At 49.9% G+C, this 26905-nt stretch carries 31 protein-coding genes; 12 read left to right on the forward strand and 19 right to left on the reverse strand.

Annotation, left to right across the window (positions count from 1 at the left end; genetic code table 11):
• Positions 1-73: 73 nt before the first annotated feature.
• The 3 genes from ABV298_RS18555 to pyrF form a co-directional block, all read right to left on the reverse strand.
• Entirely contained in the window at positions 74-535 is a 462-nt protein-coding gene (locus ABV298_RS18555; RefSeq protein WP_353717674.1) for a YciI family protein, read from the reverse strand.
• Between the two features lie 126 nt (positions 536-661).
• Positions 662-1891, reverse strand: a complete 1230-nt coding sequence (gene lysA, locus ABV298_RS18560; protein ID WP_353723210.1) for a diaminopimelate decarboxylase — start codon at positions 1889-1891, stop codon at positions 662-664.
• Between the two features lie 32 nt (positions 1892-1923).
• The gene (gene pyrF / locus ABV298_RS18565) at positions 1924-2751 is read right to left on the reverse strand and encodes an orotidine-5'-phosphate decarboxylase (RefSeq protein WP_353717675.1); all 828 of its coding nucleotides are present in this window, start codon (positions 2749-2751) and stop codon (positions 1924-1926) included.
• Between the two features lie 99 nt (positions 2752-2850).
• On the opposite strand from pyrF, the gene rfbC reads away from it, so the two are divergent.
• Entirely contained in the window at positions 2851-3396 is a 546-nt protein-coding gene (rfbC, locus tag ABV298_RS18570) for a dTDP-4-dehydrorhamnose 3,5-epimerase (protein WP_353717676.1), read from the forward strand.
• A gap of 2 nt (positions 3397-3398) precedes the next feature.
• On the opposite strand, the gene ABV298_RS18575 is transcribed toward rfbC, so the two are convergent.
• The 5 genes from ABV298_RS18575 to ABV298_RS18595 all read right to left on the reverse strand — a co-directional run bounded on the left by ABV298_RS18575 (position 3399) and on the right by ABV298_RS18595 (position 6801).
• Positions 3399-4079 (reverse strand): type 1 glutamine amidotransferase domain-containing protein, encoded by a 681-nt coding sequence (locus ABV298_RS18575; protein WP_353717677.1) that lies wholly within the window; start codon positions 4077-4079, stop codon positions 3399-3401.
• 83 nt (positions 4080-4162) lie between these two features.
• On the reverse strand, positions 4163-4822 hold the full coding sequence (locus ABV298_RS18580) for a response regulator transcription factor (RefSeq protein ID WP_353717678.1): 660 nt from the start codon (positions 4820-4822) through the stop codon (positions 4163-4165).
• Positions 4823-4826: 4 nt separating this feature from the next.
• The gene (locus ABV298_RS18585) at positions 4827-5690 is read right to left on the reverse strand and encodes a sensor histidine kinase (protein WP_353717679.1); all 864 of its coding nucleotides are present in this window, start codon (positions 5688-5690) and stop codon (positions 4827-4829) included.
• Positions 5680-6375: a hypothetical protein gene (locus tag ABV298_RS18590; protein ID WP_353717680.1), complete on the reverse strand. Its 696-nt coding sequence runs from the start codon at positions 6373-6375 to the stop codon at positions 5680-5682. Before ABV298_RS18590 ends, ABV298_RS18585 begins: the two co-directional genes overlap by 11 nt.
• Before the next feature lie 24 nt (positions 6376-6399).
• Positions 6400-6801 (reverse strand): hypothetical protein, encoded by a 402-nt coding sequence (locus tag ABV298_RS18595; protein ID WP_353717681.1) that lies wholly within the window; start codon positions 6799-6801, stop codon positions 6400-6402.
• Between the two features lie 490 nt (positions 6802-7291).
• Between ABV298_RS18595 and ABV298_RS18600 the strand changes: the two genes are divergently transcribed.
• From ABV298_RS18600 to ABV298_RS18615, 4 genes are all read left to right on the forward strand, one after another.
• Positions 7292-7837: a hypothetical protein gene (locus ABV298_RS18600; protein WP_353717682.1), complete on the forward strand. Its 546-nt coding sequence runs from the start codon at positions 7292-7294 to the stop codon at positions 7835-7837.
• A gap of 435 nt (positions 7838-8272) precedes the next feature.
• The gene (locus ABV298_RS18605; RefSeq protein ID WP_353717683.1) at positions 8273-8548 is read left to right on the forward strand and encodes a SelT/SelW/SelH family protein; all 276 of its coding nucleotides are present in this window, start codon (positions 8273-8275) and stop codon (positions 8546-8548) included.
• Between the two features lie 254 nt (positions 8549-8802).
• On the forward strand, positions 8803-9225 hold the full coding sequence (locus tag ABV298_RS18610; RefSeq protein ID WP_353717684.1) for an Hsp20/alpha crystallin family protein: 423 nt from the start codon (positions 8803-8805) through the stop codon (positions 9223-9225).
• 251 nt (positions 9226-9476) lie between these two features.
• Entirely contained in the window at positions 9477-9806 is a 330-nt protein-coding gene (locus ABV298_RS18615) for a hypothetical protein (RefSeq protein ID WP_353717685.1), read from the forward strand.
• 49 nt (positions 9807-9855) lie between these two features.
• Here the strand turns inward: ABV298_RS18615 and metG are convergent, their stop codons facing one another.
• Positions 9856-11931, reverse strand: a complete 2076-nt coding sequence (metG, locus tag ABV298_RS18620; RefSeq protein ID WP_353717686.1) for a methionine--tRNA ligase — start codon at positions 11929-11931, stop codon at positions 9856-9858.
• A 150-nt stretch (positions 11932-12081) separates the two neighbouring features.
• Between metG and ABV298_RS18625 the strand changes: the two genes are divergently transcribed.
• Both ABV298_RS18625 and ABV298_RS18630 read left to right on the forward strand, forming a co-directional pair.
• Positions 12082-13080: an NAD-dependent epimerase/dehydratase family protein gene (locus tag ABV298_RS18625; RefSeq protein ID WP_353717687.1), complete on the forward strand. Its 999-nt coding sequence runs from the start codon at positions 12082-12084 to the stop codon at positions 13078-13080.
• 76 nt (positions 13081-13156) lie between these two features.
• Positions 13157-14563, forward strand: a complete 1407-nt coding sequence (locus tag ABV298_RS18630) for a tetratricopeptide repeat protein (protein ID WP_353717688.1) — start codon at positions 13157-13159, stop codon at positions 14561-14563.
• Here the strand turns inward: ABV298_RS18630 and ABV298_RS18635 are convergent, their stop codons facing one another.
• Positions 14564-15682 carry a glycosyltransferase family 1 protein gene (locus ABV298_RS18635; protein WP_353717689.1) on the reverse strand — a complete coding sequence of 373 codons (1119 nt, stop codon included), beginning with the start codon at positions 15680-15682 and terminating at the stop codon, positions 14564-14566.
• Positions 15683-15772: 90 nt separating this feature from the next.
• Here ABV298_RS18635 and ABV298_RS18640 point away from each other — a divergent pair, with 90 nt between their 5' ends.
• Positions 15773-17065, forward strand: coding sequence for a pitrilysin family protein (locus tag ABV298_RS18640; protein ID WP_353717690.1), 1293 nt, complete (start codon positions 15773-15775; stop codon positions 17063-17065).
• 90 nt (positions 17066-17155) lie between these two features.
• Here the strand turns inward: ABV298_RS18640 and ABV298_RS18645 are convergent, their stop codons facing one another.
• Positions 17156-18397: a pitrilysin family protein gene (locus ABV298_RS18645; protein WP_353717691.1), complete on the reverse strand. Its 1242-nt coding sequence runs from the start codon at positions 18395-18397 to the stop codon at positions 17156-17158.
• A 138-nt stretch (positions 18398-18535) separates the two neighbouring features.
• On the opposite strand from ABV298_RS18645, the gene ABV298_RS18650 reads away from it, so the two are divergent.
• The gene (locus ABV298_RS18650; RefSeq protein ID WP_353717692.1) at positions 18536-18982 is read left to right on the forward strand and encodes a hypothetical protein; all 447 of its coding nucleotides are present in this window, start codon (positions 18536-18538) and stop codon (positions 18980-18982) included.
• 25 nt (positions 18983-19007) lie between these two features.
• Complete coding sequence (locus ABV298_RS18655; protein ID WP_353717693.1) at positions 19008-19655, forward strand: hypothetical protein; 648 nt, start codon at positions 19008-19010, stop codon at positions 19653-19655.
• Positions 19656-19672: 17 nt separating this feature from the next.
• Here ABV298_RS18655 and ABV298_RS18660 read toward each other — a convergent pair whose 3' ends face one another.
• From ABV298_RS18660 to ABV298_RS18670, 3 genes are read right to left on the reverse strand one after another with little or no spacing between them, the layout of a single operon-like run.
• On the reverse strand, positions 19673-20809 hold the full coding sequence (locus tag ABV298_RS18660) for an amidohydrolase family protein (protein WP_353717694.1): 1137 nt from the start codon (positions 20807-20809) through the stop codon (positions 19673-19675).
• Between the two features lie 13 nt (positions 20810-20822).
• Entirely contained in the window at positions 20823-21341 is a 519-nt protein-coding gene (ispF, locus tag ABV298_RS18665) for a 2-C-methyl-D-erythritol 2,4-cyclodiphosphate synthase (RefSeq protein ID WP_353717695.1), read from the reverse strand.
• A 24-nt stretch (positions 21342-21365) separates the two neighbouring features.
• On the reverse strand, positions 21366-21797 hold the full coding sequence (locus ABV298_RS18670) for a hypothetical protein (protein ID WP_353717696.1): 432 nt from the start codon (positions 21795-21797) through the stop codon (positions 21366-21368).
• Between the two features lie 203 nt (positions 21798-22000).
• Between ABV298_RS18670 and ABV298_RS18675 the strand changes: the two genes are divergently transcribed.
• Entirely contained in the window at positions 22001-22471 is a 471-nt protein-coding gene (locus ABV298_RS18675) for a DNA starvation/stationary phase protection protein (protein WP_353717697.1), read from the forward strand.
• A gap of 75 nt (positions 22472-22546) precedes the next feature.
• Here ABV298_RS18675 and ABV298_RS18680 read toward each other — a convergent pair whose 3' ends face one another.
• From ABV298_RS18680 to ABV298_RS18690, 3 genes are read right to left on the reverse strand one after another with little or no spacing between them, the layout of a single operon-like run.
• The gene (locus ABV298_RS18680; protein ID WP_353717698.1) at positions 22547-22702 is read right to left on the reverse strand and encodes a hypothetical protein; all 156 of its coding nucleotides are present in this window, start codon (positions 22700-22702) and stop codon (positions 22547-22549) included.
• Positions 22703-22719: 17 nt separating this feature from the next.
• Positions 22720-23007, reverse strand: a complete 288-nt coding sequence (locus tag ABV298_RS18685) for a hypothetical protein (protein ID WP_353717699.1) — start codon at positions 23005-23007, stop codon at positions 22720-22722.
• 13 nt (positions 23008-23020) lie between these two features.
• Positions 23021-23473, reverse strand: coding sequence for a hypothetical protein (locus tag ABV298_RS18690; protein WP_353717700.1), 453 nt, complete (start codon positions 23471-23473; stop codon positions 23021-23023).
• A 250-nt stretch (positions 23474-23723) separates the two neighbouring features.
• Here ABV298_RS18690 and ABV298_RS18695 point away from each other — a divergent pair, with 250 nt between their 5' ends.
• Positions 23724-24389, forward strand: coding sequence for an HAD family phosphatase (locus ABV298_RS18695; RefSeq protein WP_353717701.1), 666 nt, complete (start codon positions 23724-23726; stop codon positions 24387-24389).
• On the opposite strand, the gene ABV298_RS18700 is transcribed toward ABV298_RS18695, so the two are convergent.
• Entirely contained in the window at positions 24384-26039 is a 1656-nt protein-coding gene (locus tag ABV298_RS18700; RefSeq protein ID WP_353717702.1) for a hypothetical protein, read from the reverse strand. The genes ABV298_RS18695 and ABV298_RS18700 overlap by 6 nt on opposite strands.
• Complete coding sequence (locus ABV298_RS18705; protein WP_353717703.1) at positions 26036-26905, reverse strand: hypothetical protein; 870 nt, start codon at positions 26903-26905, stop codon at positions 26036-26038. Before ABV298_RS18705 ends, ABV298_RS18700 begins: the two co-directional genes overlap by 4 nt.

Genomic DNA, 26905 nt, shown 5'->3' on the forward strand with positions numbered 1-26905 from the left:
CGACAGGCAGAATCGGAAATTTTGTCTCAAAAATGGGACGGGAAGGGGCTGTTCCGGACAAAATGGCAAGAAGTCAATGGCTTTTCTTCTCGATCTTCTTATGGATTTCGGGTATTTCGGCCAGCGCCGCGGAACCATACCACATCAGCAATTCCATATCCAGGAGCCCCGCCTGCACAGCGGGGTCCGTTTCCACGAGCTTCCGGCCTTCCTCGATTGTATCTGCATTGAGGATGAAAATGCCGCGGTATTTGTCGTTTTTAAAGAATGGACCGGCTACCACCAGCTTTCCGGAGGCGGCCAGGCGGTTGATATTCTGCATGTGGCCGGCAAATGCGCTGTCCGATCTGCTCTTAGGCACATTCGCGGCACTTCCGGTTTTCAGGAAGACCATCACATATTTTTTCATACCGTATTCATCCGCATTCAGTTTTTTCGCTAACGTCGAATCATAAGCGATGTTGGATTGCGCACGTCCCGAATAAGGCGCGAATACCGATGCCAGGGTCAGAAGTGTGATGTACAGAGCTTTCATAACAAGTCGATTTAAAGGTAGGTTAATGGTTAAATGTATTGAATTTTTGACTTAAAAGAATGCATTAAATGCAAGAAGCTGCACGGGTGGCCCTGTGCAGCTTCCTGTTTCAAATTCCTGGTAATATCAAATATCCATTTGGGTTTTGAGCAGGTCTTCCAGCGTTTCGCGGCGCCTCACCAGTTTGGCCACGCCATTGTCGATCAGCACTTCGGCGGGGCGCACGCGGGCATTGTAGTTGGAGCTCATCGTCAATCCGTATGCGCCTGCGTTCAGGAATGCGAGCACATCGCCCTGGCGCACCTCGGGAAGTTCGCGGTCGGAGGCAAAAGTGTCGGTTTCGCAAATGTAACCTACCACATTGTAATGCTTCAATTCGCCCTTCGGGTTTGAAATATTGAGAATGTGATGGTAAGATCCGTACATCATCGGGCGGATCAGGTGGTTAAGGCCCGAATCCACATGCACGAAATTGCGTGCCGGATCTTCCTTTACCACATTGGTAGTCACAAAAAGGAAGCCCGATTCGCTGACCAGGAATTTGCCGGGCTCGAACCAGAGTTGCAACTCGCGGCCGTATTCATTGCAGAAAGCCTGGAACCGTTTCGAGATTTTTTTGCCCAGTAAATCCATGTCCGTAATGGCATCGCCCGGAAGGTAGGAGACCTTGAACCCGCCACCCAGGTCTACCACCTGAAGATCGGGGAAGTGTTTTGCGGTTTCGAAAAGGATGTCGGCCACTTTCAGGAACGGTTCGGCATCCTTAATATCCGACCCGGTATGCTGGTGCAGCCCGATGACTTTAATATCGTATTTTTTGATCACTTCGAGAATCTGGTCCAGCAGCAATACCGAGATACCGAACTTCGAATCGGCATGTGCCGTCATGATTTTGGCGTGCCCGCCTGCCGCCACATTGGGCTTGATGCGGATCATGCAAGGTCTGGTGTTGCCGTAAGTTTGCCCGAACCATTCCAGCAACGGGATGCTGTCGATATTGACGATCGCGCCGGCATCTACGGCTTCCCGCACTTCCTCAAAATGCACGCCGCTGGGCGTGAATGTAATCTGGCCGGCATCGTAGCCGGCGATTTTTCCCATTTCAAACTCTCCGGGAGATACCACATCCAGCTCCACACCGATTTCGCGCATCAATTGCAGCACGGCCAGGTTAGTGTTGGCCTTGCAGGCATATTTGATCTTCATGTTCACACCCGCAAATGCATGTTGCAGTTCCGCGGCTTTCCGGCGAATGGTTGCGCCATCGTACACGTAAAGCGGGCTTCCGTACTGGTTGATTAACTGAATAGGGTCGATTCCCTGGATGGAATAGGGGTAATGGTCAGAGAGTTGCATTTGGAAAGCGGGCACAATGGATGCCGGGATAATTAATTACAATATTTGTCGAGATAAACGGCCATTTCTTGTTGAAGTGCCTTGGCTTCCTGCTTCGCTTTTTCCGCGAAATCGGTTCCATTGCCAGCGTAAATAATGCTGCGCGACGCGTTTACCAGCAGCCCGCAGCTTTTGTTCATACCAAACTTCGACACCTCTTCGAGATTGCCGCCTTGTGCGCCAACGCCCGGTACGAGCAGGAAATGATCGGGAATAATGGCGCGGATCTTCCCGAAATCGGATGGGTGTGTTGCACCTGCCACGTACATCATACGCTCCGCGCCCGGCCAGGTCTGCGAGGTGCGCAATACATTTTCATACAGCATTGAGCCGCCGACGTCGAGCCGCTGGAAATCCGTACTGCCCGGATTGGACGTCAATGCGAGCAATATCACCCATTTATCCTCATATGCAAGAAACGGCGTCACCGAATCGGCACCCATGTAAGGCGCCACGGTAATGGAGTCGAAATCAAGGCCTGACGACGATTTGTCGAAAAACGCGCGGGCATACAGTCCCGACGTATTTCCGATATCGCCGCGCTTGGCATCGGCAATGGTGAAGTGGCTCCGGGGAATGTATTCGACTGTTTTTTGAAGGCTCTCCCAACCTTTGGGTCCCAGTGCTTCATAGAATGCGATGTTGGGCTTATAGGAAACGCAATAGTCGGCGGTCGCGTCGATGATCTGTTTGTTAAATTCAAATATCGGATCGTCGGTTTTCAACAAATGCGCCGGGATTTTCTGGATATCCGTGTCCAAACCCACACACAAATAGGACCTTTTAGTCGAAATTTGCCGGAAGAGCTCTTGATAAATCATGATTTTGTAAATATTGCGGTGAAATTACAACCTCTTCCAATAGATTCATAAATTTGCCCCAACATTAAACTTTGCTCCAACCAATCACATAACGACTATATGCAGATTAGAGAAACTTCCATTGCCGGTCTAGTTGAAATTTTTCCAAGGGTCTTCGCCGACGACCGTGGAATGTTCTTTGAATCGTATAATGAGGAGACATTTGCCAAACTCGGTCTGCCCGTGAATTTCGTTCAGGATAACCAGTCGTTTTCAAAAAAAGGCGTTGTGCGGGGCCTGCATTTTCAGAACGCGCCGTTTGCGCAAGGCAAGCTGGTCCGCGTGATCACAGGAAGAGTGCTCGACGTGGCTGTCGATATCCGTCCCGACTCACCTACGTTCGGGAAGCACGAGGTGTTCGAACTAAGCGGCGAGCAAAACAATATTGCTTACATTCCCGAAGGTTTCGCACACGGATTTGTGGCATTGGAGGACACTATTTTCAGCTATAAATGCACCAATCTTTACAATAAGGAGTCGGAATCGGGTATTCTGTGGAACGATCCGGACCTGAATATCGATTGGGGAGTTACGGCGCCCATTGTTTCGGAAAAGGACCTGGTCCTGCCCACTTTTCGCTCGCTTTTCGGAGAATTGACCAGATAATTCTATTTTTCAAAAAGCTCTTCCAAGGCTTTGGTTGCCACTTTTCGGGCGGAATGCGAATTCTGGCCGGTAATGAGGCGTTCGTCCATTTCAATGAATTCCACGAAGGGGATCATCGCTTTAGTGTAATGGGCGCCGCATTCCTTCAATTTGTCTTCGAGGTAAAAAGGCACTTCGCTTACAAAGCTGACCAACGCTTCTTCTACATTGGAATAGCCCGTAACATATTTGTCGTGAATGAGCAGCGTGCCGTCCGAAAGGCGGACGTTGAGTAACGCGCAAACGCCGTGCGCGATGGCTGTTACCATGCCGTTCCGCTCGTAAATCGTCTTCGCAAGGTTTTGCAACGCTACGCTCGCGGGAAAGTCCCACATCGCACCATGGCCGCCCGCGAAGTAGATCAGGCGGTAGTCGGCCGCGTCGACATCCGACGGTTTGAACGAGTTCCGGAGCTTCTGCCGGAAGGCGGCATCTTCCCAATACCGGGCATTGCATTCGTCTTTGAGGTCCAGGCTTCTTTCATCCACAGGTACAGTGCCGCCCAGCGGGCTCACAAAGTCCATCAGGATGCGCCTTTTGGCCATTACGTCGTAAAAGTGCGTCAGCTCATTCAGCCATAGGCCTGTTTTCGAGGTTTTGGTCGGATAAGTGTCGTTGTTGGTGCAGACGATCAGGGCTTTCATAGCTGTACATGGGAATGGCTGTCACGGAATGGCTCGGGGAAATATAGCATAAAGCCCCGAAGTTTCCACCATGAAGCATGTACTTAGCTCAGCAGTTGATTTTTGTAAGCGAAGGCAACCGCAGCAGCGGTGCTTTTTGTCCCGGTTTTTTCCAGAACCCGCAGCCGGTGCCCTTCGACAGTACGCACGCTGATAAACAGTTTGTCGCCGATTTCGGTAGTGGAAAGACCGTCGCAGATTAGTTGAAGCACTTCTTTTTCGCGGGAGGAAAGCGCCACATTACATGCGTTGGGGAAGAACGGGTGCTTGTTGACCTGCCGGTTCACCATTTTGCGGTGCATGGCCTTTGAAACGAAGTCGTTGTAGTAAAAACCCTCTTCATGCACGCGTCTGATCGCTTTTTCGACCTCGTCGGGGCTGGTATCTTTCAGTAAGTAGCCCTGTACGCCCTTTTCGAGCATGTGGATCACGAAACGGTCCTCGTTATACATCGAAACAACGATAATCTTGATGTTAGGGAAACGCTCGAAAGCGGCTTCGGTGGCCTGTATGCCGTCCATAACCGGCATCTGCAGGTCCATAAAAACGATGTCAGGCGTATTGCCGGGCAGGCGGTCCAGGAGTTCCTGGCCATTGCCGGCTTCCAGCACAAATTCGAAATCGGGAATGCCGCTCAGCATGGAGATAAACCCCTTTCTGAAAAGTTCGTGGTCGTCGGCAATTCCAAGTTTAAGGGTGCTCATAGCATTAAATATTCACCTTTTCCTTACGGAATGGATGTAATGGTTCAGGTTTGTTACCGGAAGCCGGATTTACCGGAATCCTCGCAATGGCGCTGGAACCGCCCTTGGCCGGCTGTTCGTATTGAACTGTGCCGTTAACGATTGCCAACCGGCTTTCGATCCCCAGCAGGCCGAGCCCGGCCAGGTTGCTTTCCTTAATTTTTTCGGGGTCGAAACCCACGCCATTGTCTGTAACCCGCAAACCTATCATTTCTTCGTCGATTTCCAGCACAATATCGATTTTCGTGCAGCTTGCATGCTTGATGGCGTTGTTAACCAGTTCCTGCATAATGCGGTAAAGCGTCAGTTCCAGCTTCTGGCCCTGACGCGGAAATTCCTCGGTGTTCGACAGGAACGATATGACCAGGTTGTTGTCCTCTTCCAGTTTGTGAATAAACTCCTCTATCGCCTCCATCAACCCGAATCGTTCCAGCGTGGTCGGCACCAGGTCACGTGTGATGCGGCGCACGTGCAGGATCGTTTCCTCCACGAGCGATTGGGACTTTTTCATAATGCTTTCTTCCTTTTCGTCGCCCGAATTTGCTACTAATTTACTCAATTGGTTGAGACTTAGCTTGGTGAGTGACAGCATTGTACCAATATCGTCATGCAAATCCTGCGCGATCCGCCGGCGTTCGGTTTCCTCGGAGTTCAACGCCGTATCGAGCAAGAGGCGGTTGTAATTTTTTTCGATGTCGTTGATTTTCTTTTCCTCCTCGAATCTCCGCTTCTGGTAATACATCACAAAGGCAATCATGCAAAAAGCCATGGCCAGCATAGCCAGGGAGGCTATCAGAAGTGCCCATTTCAATTCTTCACTATTTTGCATAATCCTTCGGTGAATAATGATAAATGCCGATGCTAAAAAGCAAGGCACAAAGTATTTCAAAAATGCTTGGTATGGACTCGGTTATACCGAGGTCCATCTGGTTGTTCCAGGTGTATGCATAGTGGAGGACCGGTGCCAGAAAAATCAGGCTTGAATAATATAGCAACAATCCCGAACATACCCAAAAGAATGGGAACGTCAGCAAGTTAGGTATTTGAAGTGCTTTGATAATCTCGTAAAAATAGAGCAGGATAAGTGAGATCATCAAAACCCCTTCGACAGTTTTTGCGTAAAGGACCAGTCTGTGTTCGCTCAGATCGCTCAAATTTTCGTTTGAATTGACCAGATCCCACGCGCTGAATATGAAAACCCCGATAATGGAAGCCAGTACGAACCGCCTTTGTGCGATTCCGGCGAACTTGAAATAAAACATCCCGCCCAACAGTGCGTAAAAGAGCGGGATGCTCAGGTTATACAATATCAGGTTATTTGTCCTGTTCGATGCAAAATAGAGCATCACGACATCAATGACCAGCTTAATAACCAGGTAACAAAAAAGCAGCCGGAGCGACTTGTCGTGAAAAGCTTTTCTAATGATAGTGAGTGTTAGTGGTAAAACTGTGATAAAAACTGCAATACTGGAAATCGGATTACGGATAATGTATGCAGAATAAATATCGAGCATAAGTGTGTCGATTACGAAACGTTCCTAACATTGACGTGGGCAAAGCGGCCCGCCGGTCATGGCGCCGTCCTGAACAGGCATATCCTTCAAGCCGCCCGCTTGCACTGTTCTCATAATGTCGTTGCCATCTTCGTCAACGGGTACAAGCACCAACCGTGGTGTTGGTTTTTTGGACTTGGTTGTTTTGGTATCGTCCTCTTCCTCTTCATCCCTCAAACCGTAATATACCCTGAACCCGACACAATTTTCACCATGGAGTTTGATCAGATCGTTGAATGTGTGTATGCCGAAAAACTCAGCTTTTACGTAGTTCTCGCCTCTTGCTTTGAAGTCGTGTTCCCTTTTCTGATGTGGAGTAGTAAGTTCCCGGGCTTCCGATGCCGAAATCAGCCGCCCTTCCCGTCCTGTAAATTTTCTGGTATCCATAATTTTCGGTAAAAATTATTAACAATTAAGCAATGTAAATGTAAATATCCGGTCAGGGAAGGTCAAGGCAACCGATTGTAATTGATTAAACGGTTGTTTTGTAACTTGTTGTGAATCAGTAAATTTTGTTCTGTGTCTCCGAAAATCGCGTAATTTTACGTATGCCCGTTAAGCAATAATACGATGCCGCCCTTGTAAGCCTACCTTTCCGCAAAATCGGGGATTTTTGCGCTAAAATGCTTGTGCAGAGTGCTGTACATTTGTAAAGCGTTAGGGAAGTCTTGTAAAAAGCTTTCTCATCAAAGATTAAAGGGTTAGGTTATATCGGAAAGCCGCGGGGGATATCCTTCGCGGCTTTTTTTGCCGACGGATAACCCAAACGGGTTGATGGGCTATTTATTTTGGGTTGGGTTGTGGCGTGAGCTATTATGCGGACGTTAAGCGACTGTTTATCAGTGCTAAATTATCAATCCATCTAACCAACTTCAAAATGAGAGGGCATGCGCTTCGTTTTTACGCGACCTGTAAGGATCTCTGTGATGCACTTGATGATGTTTCATCGCGAATAGAATTAAAGTACATACAGGCAGGTATGCACGATCACTATCCCGATGAATTTCTGGATCATAGACAAGTTAAATCTTTTGGTGTCGCAATTACTGGCGATCAGGTTCTTGAACCATCATTCTTGATCGTTCGGCTTGAAGAACGTGTTCAACCACGGATAGTTCCTCAGCGACGCGGTGGTACCTTGATCGCTATTGATCAATCGGAGAACCCACGGAGCGTTGTTTTTCGTCCCGGTGGTGAATATGGAGATGGAGGGGTCATAGTCGCGGGGGAACTTTCTACCGTGTCAGATGATCAAGCATCAATCGAGCTTTGGAAGCAGATATCCAAAGATCTCAAACGACTTTGGAAGAAGATCAAGGCATACTATGTAAGTCCACATGCTCTCACAGTCTTGCGCCAGGGCGGTCGTCTCACTGTTGGCGTGAAACGCCCTAAAGAGTACGATCTTCGAGAGGAACCGTAGAGTCGGAGTATAAAATTGAGATCTATATGACAATTTTAAGTAGTATTCTTATAACTGTATCTAATATCAAGGCAGCAGATGCGTATCTAGCTCGGTCCTATCCGTTTTTGAGAAGGTGTTATCATAGAAGGGTGCATGGGCATTCGATTTTACTTTGCGAAAGATAAGAAGGAAAGCAAACTCTGATTTTTATGGGAGTCGATAAAAATGGGAAAGACATTACCGCTCCTGAAAACGCGAGAAACACAAGAAAATCCGACGCAAACGGCGGGAGAGGGGCCAATTTGCCCTAGACTTTGCTGACCAACCACCGGTAAAGTCAAATTTACTTCATGTGTAGTTGATATTTTGCCGTTGCCGCGAGGGATATCCTTCGCGGCTTTTTTGATTGTTTACCTCCAATGCCGATTTTTGGTACTTATTGTAAATGACGACATGAAACCAACCATAGAAATCGAGTACTGCCCCAAATGCGGCTGGCTGCTGCGCGCGGCCTGGATGGCGCAAGAGCTACTCACTACTTTCACGGATGACCTGTACGCCGTGCAGCTCCGGCCTTCAGAGGTGGCCGGGCGCTTCACCATCACCATCGATGAAGAACTTCTCTGGGATCGAAAGCGCGAGGGGCACTTTCCGGAACCAAAAGAAATCAAGCAGCGCGTAAGGGATGTCATCGCACCCGATCGTAGCCTGGGGCACAGCGATGGATGATGACTGTACCGTGTTTTTTGTGTCATTTTGGCGTATTACACGTTGTGGTGCTGCAATTTTGGCATTTCTCGCTCGTTTCTTCCGCGCCGGGCGGCGGTTCGTGCTGAAACGCCTCGCCCCGCTTTAATTGCTGATTTTTAACACACAAGCGCTTCCCGGCAACGGCAGTCTTTATAGTTTTTTGCCGGAAAACGATCTTTGGCACGCAGTTTTTCGTTAATAAGTAAAACTTGTGAACCTAAAACGCGATAGCTATGGAAAGCAAACTGAAAATACCACGGGAGATGTTGATGAACATAGATTTTATCAACACAGTGAACGGTGGAATGAGTGAGCCCTCTATTAAGCTTGACAAAGGGTCGGACGGGTTTGAAGTTATTGTGAAAATTCCTGGCATCGAGGTTGAGGATTTGCAGTTGGAAGTTGTAAAAGGTAAGCGAAACTCGAATAACTTAAAGCTTTTCCACTTACTGCCGATTTTTTCACAGGAAAATTTGTCCGACGAAGAGCAGTGGAAGACAATCCGTTTCATCAATACCTTCGTCATCCCGGACGGGGTGGATATTGACAACATCTCAGCCAGATACGACGATGCGCACCGTCAGCTGGTGCTTTTCCTCCCGTTCGGGGACGAACAGGGAGATTATCACCGTAAGGTCGATATCGAACGTTGGTAACTTATGGATCAAACATAAACAGAGCCTGGCATCAGCCGGGCTTTTTTATGACCCGGCCCGGCAGAAATTGTCCGTTCAGTGATGAAAAAAGTGACTGTACGAAGCTGAGGTTATAGTATTAATTCAGGTAGTGGTTGTACCCTTCCAACAGAATGCATTAAGATTGAGTAAAGATTCCACACTTTTTAAAAAAGGAGTGACATATCCGTATCTTGCATTATAAATCCCTTTTGCTCCTCAATCTCAACGTTATGAAAAAGTCAAATATTTTCGCTTTTATTGAATTGACAAAGCTTGTCAACGAGCTCAAAGGCGACCAGTCCAAACTCAGGCAGAAACTGAAATCGCAGTCGGCCTACTTCAACATCATTGAACCCAGGTATTTTTCCGATGGATTGGTCGGCGAATGGGAGAGTATCCTTAGTATGATCAGGCAGAAAGGCGCCAGAGTGAACGAGGAAGGTCGCGTGGTGTCGAATGCGGTCAGCAATACCATCGATCACCTTACCGATAACGAATGCCTGTCGCTGGTAGAACGGGTGCACTCGATTTACGACTCGGTGAGAAAGGAATTTCAGTAAAAGCGAGAGGCCCTGCAATGATCATTACACTTTTGCAGGGCCGACGCCATCAGTTGACGGTCCCGCCGTTCCAGACATCTTTGCCCGGTTGAACGAAAGCCAGGCTGCCGTCACGATCTTCCGCCATAAGTATCATTCCGTGACTTTCCATTCCCATCATTTTTCTCGGGGCGAGGTTGGCGAGGTACAGCACCTTTTTGCCGATTACTTCCTCCGGTTTGAAATGCTCTGAGATGCCGCTTAACACGATGCGTTTCTCCGAACCGATATCGATGAGCAATTTCAGAAGTTTCTTGCTTTTCGGAACGTTTTCGGCTTCCAGGATGGTGGCGATGCGGATATCCATTTTCGCGAAATCGTCGTATTGAATTTCAGGTTTTACCGGCGCTACCGTTTTTCCTTCCAGTTCGTTGAGGCGTTTCGCGTCGTGAAGTTTGTGAACCTGCTTTTCAATGACGCTGTCTTCTATTTTTTCAAAAAGCAGCTTGCCTTCGAGAACCAGCTGACCGGGCGTCAGCAAATCCGCATTGCCGGCATCCCGCCAGGTTCTTCCCGGAATACCCAGCTGCTCCTGGATTTTAGCGGCTGTAAATGGCAGCACCGGCTCGGAGACGATCGACAGCGTTGCGGAAATCTGCAATGCGATGTTCAAAATCGTATTCACGCGTTCCGGCTCGGTTTTAACCACGTGCCAGGGCTGGGTGTCGGCGAGGTATTTATTTCCGGTTCTTGCCAAATCCATAATGAGCGCCAGCGCTTCGCGAAAACGGTAATTTTCCATCGAATCGGCGATTTTTCCGGGGAATGCCGCCAGGTCGGCGAGCGCAGCGCGGTCGATGTCCTGTAATTCGCCGCGTTGCGGCACTTTGCCTTCGCAGAATTTTTGCGTGAGAACTACCGCGCGGTTGATGAAGTTACCGTAAATACCTACCAGTTCGCTATTGTTGCGGGTCTGGAAATCTTTCCAGGTAAATTCGCTGTCTTTAGTTTCGGGCGCATTGGCGGTAAGCACGTAACGCAGCACGTCCTGCTTGCCGGGCAGCTCTTCGAGGTATTCGTGCAGCCACACAGCCCAGTTGCGCGACGTCGAGATTTTATCGCCTTCGAGGTTCATAAACTCGTTGGCAGGCACGTTATCCGCAAGAATATAGTTGCCCTCGGCCATCAGCATAGCCGGGAAAATGATACAATGAAAAACGATGTTGTCTTTCCCGATAAAATGGACGAGCTTGGTCTCGCCTTCCGCAGCATCTTTGGCCGGCTGCCACCATTTCTGCCAACCATCATCGGAACCGTTTTTTTGAATGAGCCAGTCTTTGGTAGCCGAAATGTAGCCGATCGGCGCTTCGAACCACACATATAATACTTTGCCCTCGGTGTCTTCAACAGGTACTTTGATCCCCCAGTCGAGGTCGCGGGTCATAGCCCGGGGTTTCAGGCCGTCTTTTAACCACGACTGGCATTGGCCGAATACATTGGTTTTCCATTCGGAATGGCTGTTGACATACGCTTCGATATCCGGCTGCATTTTGTCGAGCGGCAAATACCAGTTTTTGGTCGCTTTCAAAACCGGCTTGGCGCCCGAGAGGGTCGAGCGCGGGTCTTTCAGTTCCAATGGGCTCAACGTAGAGCCGCAGCGCTCGCATTGGTCGCCGTATGCATTGGGGTTCGCGCAAACAGGGCAGGTGCCTACGATATAACGATCGGCGAGGAACTGCTGAGCGGTCTCGTCATAGTATTGCTCGGTGGTCTCTTCGATGAATACCTTTTTATCATATAAATCCCTGAAAATCTGGCGGGAAGTTTCATGGTGGACCGGCTTGCTGGTGCGCGAATACACGTCGAAGGAAATGCCCAGTGCTTTGAAAGAGGCGTCGATCTGCTCGTAGTACTTATCGACTACCTGCTGGGGCGTCAGTCCTTCTTTTTTGGCCCGGATGGTGATGGGCACGCCATGCTCATCGGTACCGCTTATAAAAGCGACTTCCTTGCCGGAAGAGCGCAGGTAGCGTACATATATATCGGCTGGAACGTAGCAGCCCGCCAAATGGCCGATGTGGATCGGGCCGTTGGCGTAAATCAGCGCTGCTGTTACAGTATATCTTTTGGGATTCGAAATCGGCATTTGAATTCAGGGATTTGAATGTGGTTCAATCGTCGGAGCCCGGGAGCTCCCCGGTGTGGCCGGAGCGTAAAATTAGTAAAAAGGCTCGCAATGGTGTGACAAACTGCTTTTTTACTACGAACTTTGATCCAAACAATTTGTTCCGCTTACATGAAAATACTCATTACCGGCGCCACAGGATTGGTGGGCAGCGCGGTGGCCCGGAAGTTCCTGTCGGAGAACCATGAAGTGTTTGCGTTGGCACGCCAGGGGGCGGACAGGCGCCTGCTGGACGATAAGCACCCGAACCTGAGCTGGCTGGAAGGCGATATTCTCGATATTCTCTCGCTCGAAGACGCGATCAGCGGGGTTGATTATGTGGTGCATACGGCGGCGGTGGTGTCGTTCGTGCCCCGCGACCGGAAAATGATGTACAAAGTTAACGGCGAAGGCACCGCCAATGTGGTGAACGTTTGTTTGAAATACCATACAAAAAAACTGGTACATGTAAGCAGCATTGCCGCCATAGGCCGCCCCGACCCGCGCAAACAAGCCGCCGGCCAGGCCGTGGTCTTAAACGAGGAACAACGCTGGGAAGATTCGCCGGAGAATTCGGAATATGCCAAAACCAAACAACTCGCCGAACTGGAAGTGTGGCGGGGGATCGCGGAGGGGCTGGATGCGGTCATCGTGAACCCTACATTGATCCTCGGCGAAGGGGATTGGGAGAAGAGCAGCACGCAGATTTTCAGGTACGTCTACCGCGAAAAACCGTTTTATACGGAAGGTATCGCCAACGTAGTGGACGTCAGGGATGTTGCCGAGGCCGTATACCGGCTGGCGAACTCCGAAATTACCGGTGAACGTTTCCTGCTCAATGCGGGGAGCATTTCGTATCATAATTTGTTCAATATGATAGCGGATAAAATGAACCGGAAAAGACCGACTTTCAAAGTGGGTCCGGCATTGGCCGGCATAATATGGCGCGTGGAAGCGGTCAGGACCTGGTTGCTGGGCACAAAGCCTTTGATTACCAGGGAAACTGCGCAATCGGCGGCGCGGAAAATTACTTATGACAATACCAAGGTCAGGAAAGCATTGGATTTTCAGTTTCAGCCTATTGAGGAAACGGTGTCCCGCATTAGCGAAAGTTTGCTCCGGAGGATTTGAAATCCGGGGAATTATTTTATAACTTTCTTTCATTAATAGTGGTGCGTTTGCCCTCGATTCTAACCTAGCGGTTCGTATGATGGAGAAAAATTTCGGTGAAAGGAAGGACTATATGAAGGAGACACTGCTCAGGTTCGAAAGAATGCTGAAAACCAGCGAGCCGGTCTTTTTTGATTTGGACACTTACGAAAAGGTTACAGTACATTACATAGAAAAGGGGGATTGGGAAAAAGCTTTCAAAGCTTGCGAAATGGGGTTGACGGACTATCCCTATTCCCTGGACCTGCTGCTAAGCATGGTCCAGTTGCACGCCAACCGGGGCGAGCACGAAATGGCCCTCGAAATATTGGAGCGCGCCTCGCTTTTCCACCCGGGTGATATCGAAATTTCTTTCATGCAGGTGGCGGTAGCCAATATGATGGGGGAATACGAAGAGGCGATCGAAATACTCGAAAACCTGCTCGGAAGGGTAGAGGACCGCGATGAAATTTACTTCCAGATCGGGCAGACTTACCAGAACTGGGGTAAATATGAAGATGCGATCAAATACTACAAACGGTCGCTTCGCAATAACCTGAACAACGAGAATGCGCTGTACGAACTGGCCCATTGCCTGGACCTGGTGGGGCAGCTGGAAAGCCATTTGGGATATTACAACGACCTGGTCGACCGTGACCCGTTCTCGCACCATGCCTGGTACAATCTCGGGATCGCATTCAGCAAGCTGGAACGCCACGAGGATGCCGTTCATGCTTACGAGTACGCGACGCTGATTAGGGACGATTTCGCTTCGGCGTTTTTCCAGCTGGGGCATTCCTATATGGCGCTGGAAAAGTATGAAGACGCGAAAGCGCAGTTTTTCCGGGCCATAGAACTGGAAGGCGACCAGCCCGAAACCTGCTGCAATCTGGGCACTTGCTATGAGAAATTGGGTGAGTTCGAAACCGCCATCAAATATTACCGGCAAACGGTGAAGCTGGATAGCCAGTGGGACGACGGCTGGTATGGCCTTGGAATTTGTTTCAGCGAATTGGGCCGCTGGTATGAGGCGGTTGGCTTCCTGAGAAAAGCCATCCAGATAACCGAACTCAATCCGGATTACTGGCTGGCATTGGCTGAAACCGAGTTTAAAGTGGGAAATGTCGTTTCGGCATTCGAGGCATTCGAAAAGGCGGCGGAAATCGAGCCCTCCAATCCGGATATCTGGCTGAAATGGTCGTATGTGCTGTTTGAGCAAGGCAATTATGCCCGTGCCTGCGATTTGCTGCAAGCGGCGATCGATGAAATGCCCGAAGAAGCCGACCTGTATTACCGTATGGCTGTTTACCAGATCCACGCCGGGCAATACCGGGAGGCGCTCGTCAATCTTGAAATTGGCCTGACGCTGGATTACGACGGCCACGACCAGCTTTTCGATTTCTTCCCGGATCTGGAAAAACAAAAGGCATTATACCGGATTATCGAACAATATCGCGAGAAGTAATCAGCTCAGGCTTTTATAAAGCTGAACAAGCTGCCCGGCAATATGTTTTCCCGAAAACTGTTGAATATGTAATTTTCCCGCTTCCGGTAACGAATTCCGAAGGTGAACATCAGTGACCAGTTTGTGAAGCTGTTCGCTGATGTTTTCTGTTTGATAAGGGTCCGCATAGAGCCCGCCGGGGCCGCCGGCTTCTTCCAGGCAGGAACCTTTCGCAGCCAAAACGGCGGTACCGCTGTGCAATGCTTCGACGATTGGAATACCAAAGCCTTCATAAATTGAAATGTAGGCGAATACTTCTGCGGCCTGGTACAATGCAGGCAAATGCGGCGTGGAGACATTATGCAGCAAAAGCACGCGCTCTTCGAGCTTCAACCGCTGGATCGTTTCCTTGATTTTCTGCAAATAGGCCGTTGGTTTTCCGACGAGCACCAATTTGAAACCGTGGTCTTTCAACCGGGCAAATGCTTCTACAAGCCGGTGCTGGTTTTTGCGTTCTTCCAATGTGCCTACACAAAGGATAAATGGCCCGGTAATGCCGTATTCGGCACAAATGCGGGCTTGTTCCCCGGAGGAAAGCTGTTTTTTAAATACCGGATTGCAATCCTGGTAAATGACTTTGATTTTGGAGTCATCTACACCGTACAGCTCGACTAGATCACGGCGCGTCTGATCGCTCACGGCTACCACGGAGTCAGCACGTTTGCAGGCGGATTTGAATTTGTGGCGGTAAATGGCGCGGTCGACGGGTTTGAACAAATGCGGAAGCCGTTCGAAAATCAGGTCGTGAATGGTTACTATAGATTTGATACGCGCCGCCTGCAAGCCTTGCGGGATTTCGTTGCTGAGGCCGTGGTAAATGCCAATCTTATCCTCCCGCAGCTGACGCGTAATGCGCGCGTAGCGCCAGTAGGCCGACAACTTCCGATTAATGAAGCCCTTGGGGTAATGTATTGACTCTTCCGGGTATTCATCGAACAAATGCCGGTTGTTTCCGGGCGTATAGGCCAGGTACTCGTGGTCCGACTCGTGCATCATTAATGCATTCAGAATAAAGCGGCTGTAATTTCCGAGACCTGTTTTGTTGGCAAACGCTCTTTTGGCGTCAAATCCTATGCGCATAATGGGGAACTGCAAGGGTTTCCGGGCAAAAGTCCGTATTTTTGCGGATACCACCGAAAATTATTGGTGGCTATTTTGTGTTACAAAGGAATGAAGAGAAACAATGTCCGCAAACGGGGCAATCCCAAAGCATCCTCCCTTTCACTAGCCGAAGAATATCAGATACACACGCTGGCCAACGGGATCCGCATTGCACATAAGCAGGTTCCTTACACGCAAATAGCGCATTGCGGCATCATGCTCGATATCGGCAGCCGCGACGAACTGCCCCACCAGCAAGGTCTGGCCCATTTCTGGGAGCACATGGCTTTCAAAGGCACCGAAAAAAGAAGCTCCTACCACGTTATCAACCGACTGGAAAATGTAGGTGGCGAATTGAATGCCTATACGACCAAAGAAAAAATCTGCTTCCACGCCTCGGTACTCGACGATCATTTCGAGAAGGCGATGGATTTGCTGGCCGATATCACTTTCCATTCCGTTTTTCCCGACAAGCAGATCGAGCGGGAGCGGAATGTGATCCTGGAAGAAATGTCGATGTACGTCGACTCGCCGGAGGACGCTATCCAGGACGATTTCGACCAGCTGATTTTTCCCGGCCACGCATTGGGCAGCAACATCCTGGGCACGCCCGAAACGGTCAATACCTTTGGACGGGAGCATTTGTATGAATTTATTAACCATAACATCGACACCGAGCGCATTGTGGTGTCGTCGGTGAGCCGCCTGCCGTTTTCGCGCGTGATCCGCATTGCGGAGAAATACCTGGGGAGTGTGCCTCACCGGAAGACGGCCCGCGAGCGCAAAGCACCGGTGACTTACACGCCCGTGCGCCAGGAACGCGAGCGCCCGATCCAGCAGGCACAATGCGCCATGGGCCAGCCGGCGTATTCGCTGCTCGACGAACGCCGGTTACCGTTTTTTATGCTGGTGAACTTGCTGGGCGGGCCGGGAATGAACTCGCGGTTCAACCTTTCGCTCAGGGAAAAATACGGGTTCGTGTATTCGATCGAGGCCAGTTACACGCCTTATCTCGATACCGGCTTCATGGGTATCTTCTTTGGTACGGAGAAAAAACAGTTGAACAAAAGTATTGCATTGATCCATAAAGAGCTGAAACGCATCCGCGAAGTGCCTTTGTCGACCCTTCAATTGCATCAGACCAAAGTGCAGCTGATGGGGCAGCTGGCAATGTCGGAGGAAAGCAACATGAGTTTTATGCTGATGATGGCCAAAAGCATTCTGGACAACGGGAAAGTGGATTCGTTGCCGGAGATTTTTTCCGAAATCGAGCAAATTACCGCCGGGCAGTTGCAGGAAATCGCTGTGGAAATGTTCAACGAGCAGAATTTCAGTTATCTGACATTCCTGCCGGAGGAATGATTCCGATATAATTAGACCTCGGTGTCCCCCCTGAGCGCGGTGAAGGGGGACATTATCCATTTGATACAGTCTCTTTCTTTACTTGCAGCGTTACTTCGCTTCCGTCCTGTAATACATTGTCGATGTATTTTCAGGCCGCAGAATGGTTTTGGCTGCATTATTGATATCATCGGGAGTGAGCACCCTGATGATATCCGCGTCCGTATTGGCCCAATCCACATTACCGGCGTTTGCTGCAAATGCGAGGTTCATTGCCCGGTTGAGTAGTTCAACCTCCGAGAACGCGAGCGAAGCTTCCGATTGATTTTTGACCTTGACCACTTCTTCTTCCGAAGCACCGTTTTCGACGACTTCCTGCAAAATTTCCGTCACCGCTTTGTCCGCGTCTTCCAGCGAAACACCCGGATTGAGGTTGCCTTTCACCATCAGCAGTCCAGGATCGAGGGAAGAAACGATGCTCGCGCTGACGCTGTTGAACAGCGCGCGTTCTTTCAATAGCTTCTGATATAATCTCGAAGACCTTCCTCTGCCTAAAACATCGCTCAGAAGGTCGGCGGCATAAAATCCTTCATCGTACCGGCCCGGCATGTGGAAAACCTTGATCAGCGAATTGAGGGGAACGGAAGCCGAAGTTTCCAGATGTCTGGCTTCGGTTTGTGGAGGTTCCTGCGGCAGGTTACGCACGTAGGTAGGGCCTGCCGGAATATTTCCAAACCATTTTTCGGACAGTTCCTGTACCTTCTCGAAAGTTACCGCGCCGGCAACAACCATTACGGCATTGTTGGGCCGGTAGAAACGAAAGAAAAAGTCTTTCACGTCGCCCATCGTGGCGCGCTCGATGTGGCCGATGTCTTTTCCGATCGTAGCCCAGCGATACGGGTGTTTTTTATAGGCGAGCGGGCGAAGTTTGAGCCAAAGGTCGCCATAAGGCTGGTTGAGATACCGTTGTTTGAATTCCTCGATAACGACCTTGCGCTGCACTTCCAGCACATTCGGATCGAACGAAAGGCTCAGCATGCGATCCGATTCCAGCCAGAATGCCGTTTCGACATTTTCGGCCGGTAATGTGATATAATAATTGGTGATATCCGGTGAAGTAAATGCATTGTTCTCGCCGCCTACGTTCTGCACCGGAATATCGTAGCTGGGAATGTGCCTGGAACCGCCAAACATCAGGTGCTCAAACAAATGTGCAAAACCGGTGCGTTCCTCATCTTCGTCCCGCGACCCGACGTTGTACAAAATATTGACCGCAGCCATGGGTGTCGAAAAGTCCTCGTGCACAATTACCCGAAGGCCATTACCCAATGTAAACTGCTTGTATCGAATCATATGTTCAAAAAAGGAAGTTGAATATGTACTTTTCAGCCAAAATAAAACCGGCGACCGAAACCACCGGGTTCAAATATGGGTTATAAACAAAGCTACTGTTCAGCTGGGACACCACCAAACCAATTTGAGTTGAAAGCCATGCAAATTACACTTCATTCCCTTTGCATAGGGATTATTCTTGCCCTATGTCCATTCCAGACCAATGCCCAACTACTCAATGACCCCGCCTCGCTAAAAAACATTCAGAGCAGTCTCGACAAAATTTACAACTACGAGTTCGACGAAGCGGCGCAGATAATCGAACAGGTGGAAAAGAAATACCCCGGTCATCCCGTATCCTATATCCTCGACTCGTTCATTCTTTACTGGAAATACCTGCCGATCAAGGACAACCCGGCGAAATCGAAGGAATATATCGGGAAGCTGGACCAGTGCCTTGAAGCGATCAACAAGCGTTATGGCAAGAATAGCCTCGACCCCGAAGCGGTATTTTATACTATGGTGGCCCGGGGATATATGGCGATGATGTACAACTACCGCGGCGAGATGATGGCCGCGGCGGGCGAGGGCAAAAAAGGCCTATAACGCATTCGTGGAAGGGTTTAAGCTGATGAACAAGAACCCCGAGTTTTATTTTACTTCGGGAATGTACAACTATTACGTGGAGGTGTATCCCGAGGAACATCCGATCGTGAAGCCATTGCTGGTATTCTTTAAAAACGGCGATAAGGCTTTGGGCCTTAAACAAATCGATACGGCTACCAAGGTAGGGACGATCACCAGGGCGGAGTCGTGCTACTATATTTCACATATTTACCTGAAATACGAAACGAAACCGGAGAAGGCGGTCTTTTATATGGATAAGCTGGTTAGCCAGTACCCGCGCAACCCGATTTTCCTGATGAAACACATCGAGGCGCAGTTGCTTTCGGGGAAGTATAATGAGGCTGAGGAAGGCATCCAGTCGCTGCGTAAGCACAATGCGGGCTTCTATCCGGTGGCGTGGCGTACGTTCCAGGGAATTTTGGAAGAAAAGGGCATGAAAAACGATGCCGCCGCTCAAAGAGAATATCTTGCCGCATTAAAAACGCCGCACGACGACCAGTACACAAAGGAATATCACGCTTTTGCGTACGCCGGCCTCGCGCGCATTTCCGCACGTGCAGGCAACAAGGCCAGGGCAAAGGAGTATTATAAAAAATGCCTCGGCAAAGCCGAATACCGGTCGGTAGTACGGGAAGCCAAGGCATTCAAATAAGGTAATAAATCTGGAAATCAGTTCGGAAAGAGACTTTTGTCGAGTCCCGGAATGATTTTCAGGGCATTTTTATAGTAGAGCTTCTTTAAAACTTCATCGGATAATCCCATGCCGTACATACGCCAGAACGCGTGGTACTTTTTGTGATAGGGAAAATATTCGTCTTCGGTTTCCAGCACCCTGAAATAGGTCGCGTATTCGGAAGGTACCCAGCTGTCTTTTCCGAACAGAACGCGATCCTGATATTTGTCGAAAAACTTCTTCGCAGTCCGTGGCTGGCGGCCCAGTTCGGCGATAACGGCGCCTATTTCCACGTACATATTAGGAAAGGCGACCATCAGGCTGTCGAGCTTTTTAAGATTGTTGGGGTACCATCCCATGTGCGCGTTAATGAACGTCGTCTTCGGGTTCATCCTGAAAATGTGGTGCTGTTCGGCGATCAGCGAATCGAACGGGATGGGATCGTTGGGCCCGCGTTTACGTCCGGGGTGGGTTTTGAGTTCGAGCCAGCGTTCGTTGTAGCGGTCCATGGGGTCCCAGAACGACGGGACGTCGGCGGTGTGAATGAGTACGGGAATGCCCAATTCGCCGCATTTCTGCCAAACGGGTTGGAGCCGCCGGTCGCTTACTGGTACGCGATTGCCTTTGTCGTCCTTAATGCCCGCAAAACCCAGACTTTTATAGATTTTCAACCCTTTGGCGCCCATTTTTACGTCTTCTTCCAATTGTTTTACCGCTTTCTCAGACCAGTCTTTTTCACCGAATCCTTTGAATTGAAGATTGGTAAAAACAGCAATGCGTTTGGGTTCGTTTTTCGCTACATTTTCGAGCGCGCCTTTCAGAGTGGCGGTACCTTCCGCCCATTCCTGTGACCACCCCCGGCCGCTGAGATTGACCATGATTCCCATATTCAACTCGTCCATTTGCCGCACCAGCGCTTTCAGATCCTGTGTGGGCATCTGGTATTGGTGGTTATGGACGTCGATAAACGGGAATTTCGCTTTTTTCAATGGGTGCTCTTCGACTTTCAGCGTGGATACGGGGTCATATTCTTCGAAACCGAGCGGCTGTTCGGCGAGAGGCGCGGATTGTTGCTGCGCGCACGCGCTGAGTGTGGAACCTATTGACAAGAGGAACAGTAGTACTTTTTTCATGCGGATCTATCATTTACAGGATCGTTGACTGTGCATTGCCCGGAAGCGCGCCGGGTTTATAGATCAGGGCAACACAATGCGCGGCGATGCCCTCCTCCCTTCCTACAAATCCCAGGTGCTCGGACGTGGTTGCCTTGATCGATATATCTTCCTCTGAAATGCCGGTAACCTTCGCCAGGCAGGTCTTCATGGCCGGAATGTGCGGGTTAAGTTTCGGGTTTTGCACTACGACGGTTACATCCACATTCCCTACCTCGTAACCTTTTTCACGGACCATTTCCAGTACTTTGGCCAAAAGTATCTTGCTGTCGACGCCCTTCCATTGCGGGTCTTTGTCGGAAAAATGGTAACCGATATTGCGGAGATTGGCCGCGCCCAGCAATGCGTCGCACATGACGTGGCAAATCACATCGGCGTCGGAATGCCCTTTGGCACCATGTGTATGGGGGATTAGAATACCGCCGAGCCAAAAGGGCCGGCCTTCAACCAACTGATGAACATCGTAGCCTTGCCCTACGCGGAATGGGAACATATTATACTGGGAACTGATGAGTAGTTAAGATTTCGGATTATCGGGATCACTATCGTTTCGTTTTTCAAGATTTTCGAGGCGCTTGTCGATATCATCCAATCTGGTGTCAGTTTTGTTGAAGCGGTCAACAACGAAATCAAACAGTTTGATAAGATCATCCTTTGTGGCCATAGATTCCAGATCATCTTTTGTCGCCATCCTCTCCATTTTTTCGAGTATAATTCTGTTCATGGCTGAAATATCACGCATAGTGTTTTCTACCATTGTCTGCCGGTCATTGAGCAGAAACATGTGTTTGGCGAGGTCCCGCATGTTTTCTTCCAACGAGTCCATCCGGCCAATCGTTTGAGATTGTCCCTTGCGGAGTTCCAGAAGGTCGGCGTCGACGCGGTCGAAGCGCATGAGAATTTCGGCGAGCATCTCTTCGAGGTTACTGATTCTTTCGCTGTCTTTCATAAACGATAGGTTAACAAATATAACAATTCTTTCCTACCTATACGGAAGAACCGAGCTTTGGTAACAATATATCGTGCACCAATTTTCAAGCGGTAAAAAAAGTCATCAAAATCGCATATATTGGCATTGCAGGGCAACTTTTTGCCGGTTAGCTTTGGTTCCGTATATATTCAACACAATTAACCATATCAATACGAAGACGCATGAAAACCAACATCGGAATATCGGATGAGCATACCCGGGCGGTTGCCTATCAATTGAATAAACTGCTCGCCAACGAATTTGTACTTTATACCAAAACCCGCAACTATCACTGGAACATCGGTGGAATGAACTTCTTTGAACTGCACAAGCTGTTCGAAGGACAATACGAGCAGTTACAGGTTATCCTGGACGACATTGCGGAGCGTATCCGCGCTATCGGCCACTACTCGGAGGCCCGTCTGGCGGATATTCTCAAGCTGACCGACCTGCTCGAACCCGAATACACGACCGATGAGAAAACCCAGCTGCAAAACCTGCTGGACGACCACGAAACGATTATTCGCATCCTGCGTAACCTCATAACCGAGTTCGCGGACACGTATAAAGACCTGGGCTCAAGTGATTATGTGACCGGACTTCTGAGGGAGCACGAGAAAATGGCCTGGATGCTCCGCGCCTTCCTGAAATAGGGGAATTGGACAAAACTTAAAAAAAGCCGGTCGGATCATAAGGTCCGCCGGCTTTCGTGTGTACAGGTTAATACTTTACTTGTTGTCCGCCCGCATTTCGGTTTTGATCTTTTCGAGCTCCTCCTGTTGCGCTACCGATTTGAAATAGAAGTACAAACCGGCGATCAGGAAGATTTTGGAAAGGATAAAAACCGCGATAAACGCCGGACGCCACAACTTGTGCACTTTCATGTGCGTATCGTTGACTTCTATATCGAGATATTGGCCGGGATTTGCCGTTTCGCCGGAATAGTGGCTCTGGCGGCCTTTTTTTCGCGAATACTTCTCAGCAATATGATTTCCCTCACAGCCTCGGGAGGCGGTACCGACCCTTCCGCAAAGTAGCGTTTGATATCTTCTTCCAATTCACCCACATACCCGGACAGTTCCTCGTCCATCCGCATCATTGCCGCAACCTGCGCCTGTTCTTCCTCGTTGGTAAGCCCCATTAGATGCGATTCGAGCATACCGCTTTCTATAAATTCCTGCTTGTCCAATTTGCGTGAGCCTTTATGCGTTGCGATAGGATTTGAAAAATTCGTGGAAAGAACGAAGTACCTCGGTTTTGGATATATTCAGTTTTCCGGCAACTTCCTCCGGCGTAAAACCCTGGCGAAACGCAAGGTCGAAAACGCTCCGAGGCGAGGCATCCCCGCTGGTGTATTCGGCTCCGGCAGGCGCGAGGGCCGTTAGCTTACGCTTGGCTTCCACCGCTTTTGCCCGCGCGAGCTTGATAACGCAGACCGCAAAAGTAAAGGGATAGCTATTACAGGATTGCAATTGCGGAGAGGAGAATACGCTTACCAGAACTTCCTGCGCCAGGTGGATCTGGGGTAAAATTTGCAGGATAATACCGTAGGCCATTGCTCCATACTGATCATACACTTCGAGGGAGGTAAGTGTTTTCGGTTTCGAAAGCGCCTGGCCGTTAACTCCGTTGCCAGCTCGTTCTAATTCATTCATACACTGCAATTAATTATGCGAAATTGGGTAGGGTAAGTGATCTGAAATGTATTATAACGTTGAATGTAAAGGAAGTTTCGGGCAATTAGTGTGGGGCGTCGCTGGTAAATTTAATAGAATGCTCAATAAAAAGGCCAGTTGTTTGTAAAAAAAGTTTGATTTGTTTTTGTAAAACTATTTCAGGGTACGTCGCGGCTTTTGCGACCGGGTTTGATTTTCAGGAAGGTCTGTCAATGGCTAACTTTGTATTATGAAAGAAAAAATAGCTGTCATTTTTGACATGGACGGCGTAATCGTCCATACGAATCCCTATCATTCGCGCGCGTTCCGCGAGTTTTTTTCCAAAAGAAACCTTTCGCCTACCGAAGAGGAATTTGCCGAGCACATGTACGGTAAAAGCAATAGCTACATTCTGAGCCACTTTTTGCAGCGTGTTGTAGAAGGAGAGGAATTATTGCAAATGGAAGAGGAAAAGGAAGGGCTTTTCCGTGAATTGTATGCGCCCTACGTGGAACCGATCAAGGGCATTGTCGAATTCATGCAGGATTTGAAGGGGAATGGCGCGGTGCTCGGTGTAGCTACATCGGCTCCACGGGCTAATCTCGATCTGATCGTGAGTAAAGTGCCGATCAGGGAAATGCTGGGTTCTGTTCTGGCCAGCGAGGACGTCAGCAAACACAAGCCCGATCCGGAAGTTTATCTCACATCTGCGCGCAACCTGGGCGTTTCGCCGGACCAATGCGTTGTGTTCGAAGATTCATTCTCGGGTGTTTCCGCCGCGCTCAACGCGGGCATGCGTGTAGTAGGCGTGCTCAGTTCGCACACGCGCGACGAGCTGCCGCCGTGTAATTTATATGTAAATGATTACAGCGACCTTTCGTACGACAAGATCGCTGCGCTTTTCGGGAGGCTATAATGTGGCCGGATCGGCGACCTTCACGTCGAAAGCGCCGGTCAGCACTTTTTCATTTCGTTTGATTTGCAGGAATATCCGGTACCGACCACTTTTCGGGAATGAATAGGGGAATGAAATGCGTGTGCCATGTTCCATGCCGGTCATGCCGCTTTCGGTGACTTTGTACATACCCATTTCCTGCATCAGGAATATTTCGCGGTCGACGGTCGGCATGGCCGCGAGTTTGGCGAGATGCCTGTCGATACTGTCGCGAAAAACATCCGGTTTCGGCCATTTGGCTACGTGGGCGGTGTCAGAAATGCGGCTTTCGAACGATTGTTCAGCCGCCACCGAATAGGAGCCGCTGGGGTGCAGGTGAATGTAAACCGAGCCGTCGGACCGCATAACCACCGCGTGGCCGAGCATTCCCAGGTATGGTTCGGGGAAGCAGGGGCTGTTGTCGGGATTATATATTTCAAAATTGAGCTGATAAGGCTTTCCGGCTTCGAGCGGCTTGTCGGGTTTGCCTTCCCAAATGGCGTACGAACCGTCTTTAAAAACCGTTTTGGTGCCAGGCTTTCCGCAAATAACGACGTTCTCACCCATAGGGGCCCTGCCGGGTGCATCGAGCGGGTCGGTAGTAATGTAGGTATCGTCTTCCGATAATGCCGCAAGCACCTTCGCGGGTGCCTTCGGCGGATCGATTACCAGTGTATCGACGATCGTTTCCGCGAATCCGGAGTATTGCACGATATCCGAATACACAAGATATTTTCCTGCCGGAAGATCGGGTAGCGCGGCTTCGAATGTCAGGCTGTCTTTGCGGTCGGGGTGGACGTGCGCGAATGCATCCAGCCCCGGCGTGCGGACCAGGAATGTGTGCATGATCTTGCCGTGATCGGGTATCAAAGTGCTCAGCATACTTCCTTTCAGGCGGCGGTCCCAGTTGGTGGTGTCTATTTTTAATTGAAATACACGCCGGGAATCTGCTTCGACTACGGCGGTTTTTGCGTTCAATGGTTTGTACAGCCATTGCCTGTACTCGGCTGCCCAGCTATCCCACCAACTGCTTCCGCCGTACAAAATAAGCGAACACACCACGGTAGCAATGCCCATATTGATCCAGCGCTTTCTTTTCCGGGCGGCCGTCAGGCTCTGGCCGGGTTTCAGGAGGCCGTCGCTCACGCTGGCGCCGATGGTGGTGATCATTAGCAGGAAAAGCAATAATCCCACAATGCCCAGACCGATACCCAGCCCTTTCGGCATGCTACGCTCGGCGGTCGACACCGCAACGACCGGTATAATAAGCTCCTCCTTTCCCTGTTTTCCCTCAATCGTGATCTGTGCGCTCGACGAGCCCCATTCCATCAGCCATACTATCCCCTGGAACTGACCTTTCCCGCCCGCAACCGGCGACAGGGGATCGGCCGTAGGGGCTCCCTTGTCACCTGAATAAAAGTAAATCGGCCGGACCGATACTTTTTGAGGTTCGCCGTTTTCGATAAAAACAGAAACCTGTGCCGTGCCGGGGATGACATCCGGCGGCGTAACGCTCACGAGCACTTTGTAAACACCTGCTTGCGCCTGCATTTGCACACCGGAGCTACCTACATGCGCGTGGGAGGCAACGCTTTGCAGTAAAAGGAGAATGAGGGAGAGATACTTTTTCATCGTTGAATCCGGTGCATCCAGTTACCCCACGCCAATCCGATGCGGGTTGAGATTAATGTCAATGCCAATGCAATGCCGAGCCCTTTGAGGAGCTCCGGCGTTTCCTCGACCATCCACGGCGCGAATTTATAGCGGTACTGCCAGTTGGGATCATTCCCGAAATACCAGTAGTGACTGCCAAAGAACCAGTTGCGCGCGTAGGGCGATTCCATCAGGAAACCTCCGAAAAGCCATTGTACCACAAAAAAGACTGCCAGAAAAGCGGTACCAAGCAATAATGTCAGTTTCCAGTCATTCCAGTATGCGAAGCGGCGACGAAGTATATCGGTTACAATCGCGGGGGCAATCAACAGGAGCGGGAAATGGAAGCCCTGGTAATGGGTAATATGGTTCAGGATCGGCCCCAGCTTCGGTTCGGCCGGGAAGAGCGGAATGATCCACAGGGTACCGAGCATTAAAGCGGTATAAACGCCCGTAACGGCGGTAATTGCCCATTTGTGCGAAACCGCTTTGCCTACCGCCATTAAAAGTAAAGGAAATGCGGCGCCGGCAAATATGTAATAACTTGAACGGTGTGCCTGCATCCGTCCCAGTTCTTCGGATATCAATGTAAACCAAATAGTGAGTAAAAAGCCTGCGGAAAGCGCAAAAAGCCCGAAAAGCAGTTTGTCTGGGTCTCCCGTTCCCTCCCGTATAAAGCGATGGGCCATGCTCATTTGATTCTTCACCGCTATCACGCTGACCATCGCCCCGAACTGAATGCCGATAATGCCCAAGATCAGCACGGTATGCGGCGGCGAAAGAATTGTCACGTCGAGGCCGTAGGTATTGTGCCACCAGTCGTCGAAAGGGGCGGAGGTTAGCAT

Source organism: Dyadobacter sp. 676 (assembly GCF_040448675.1).
In the GTDB taxonomy this organism is placed as follows: domain Bacteria; phylum Bacteroidota; class Bacteroidia; order Cytophagales; family Spirosomataceae; genus Dyadobacter.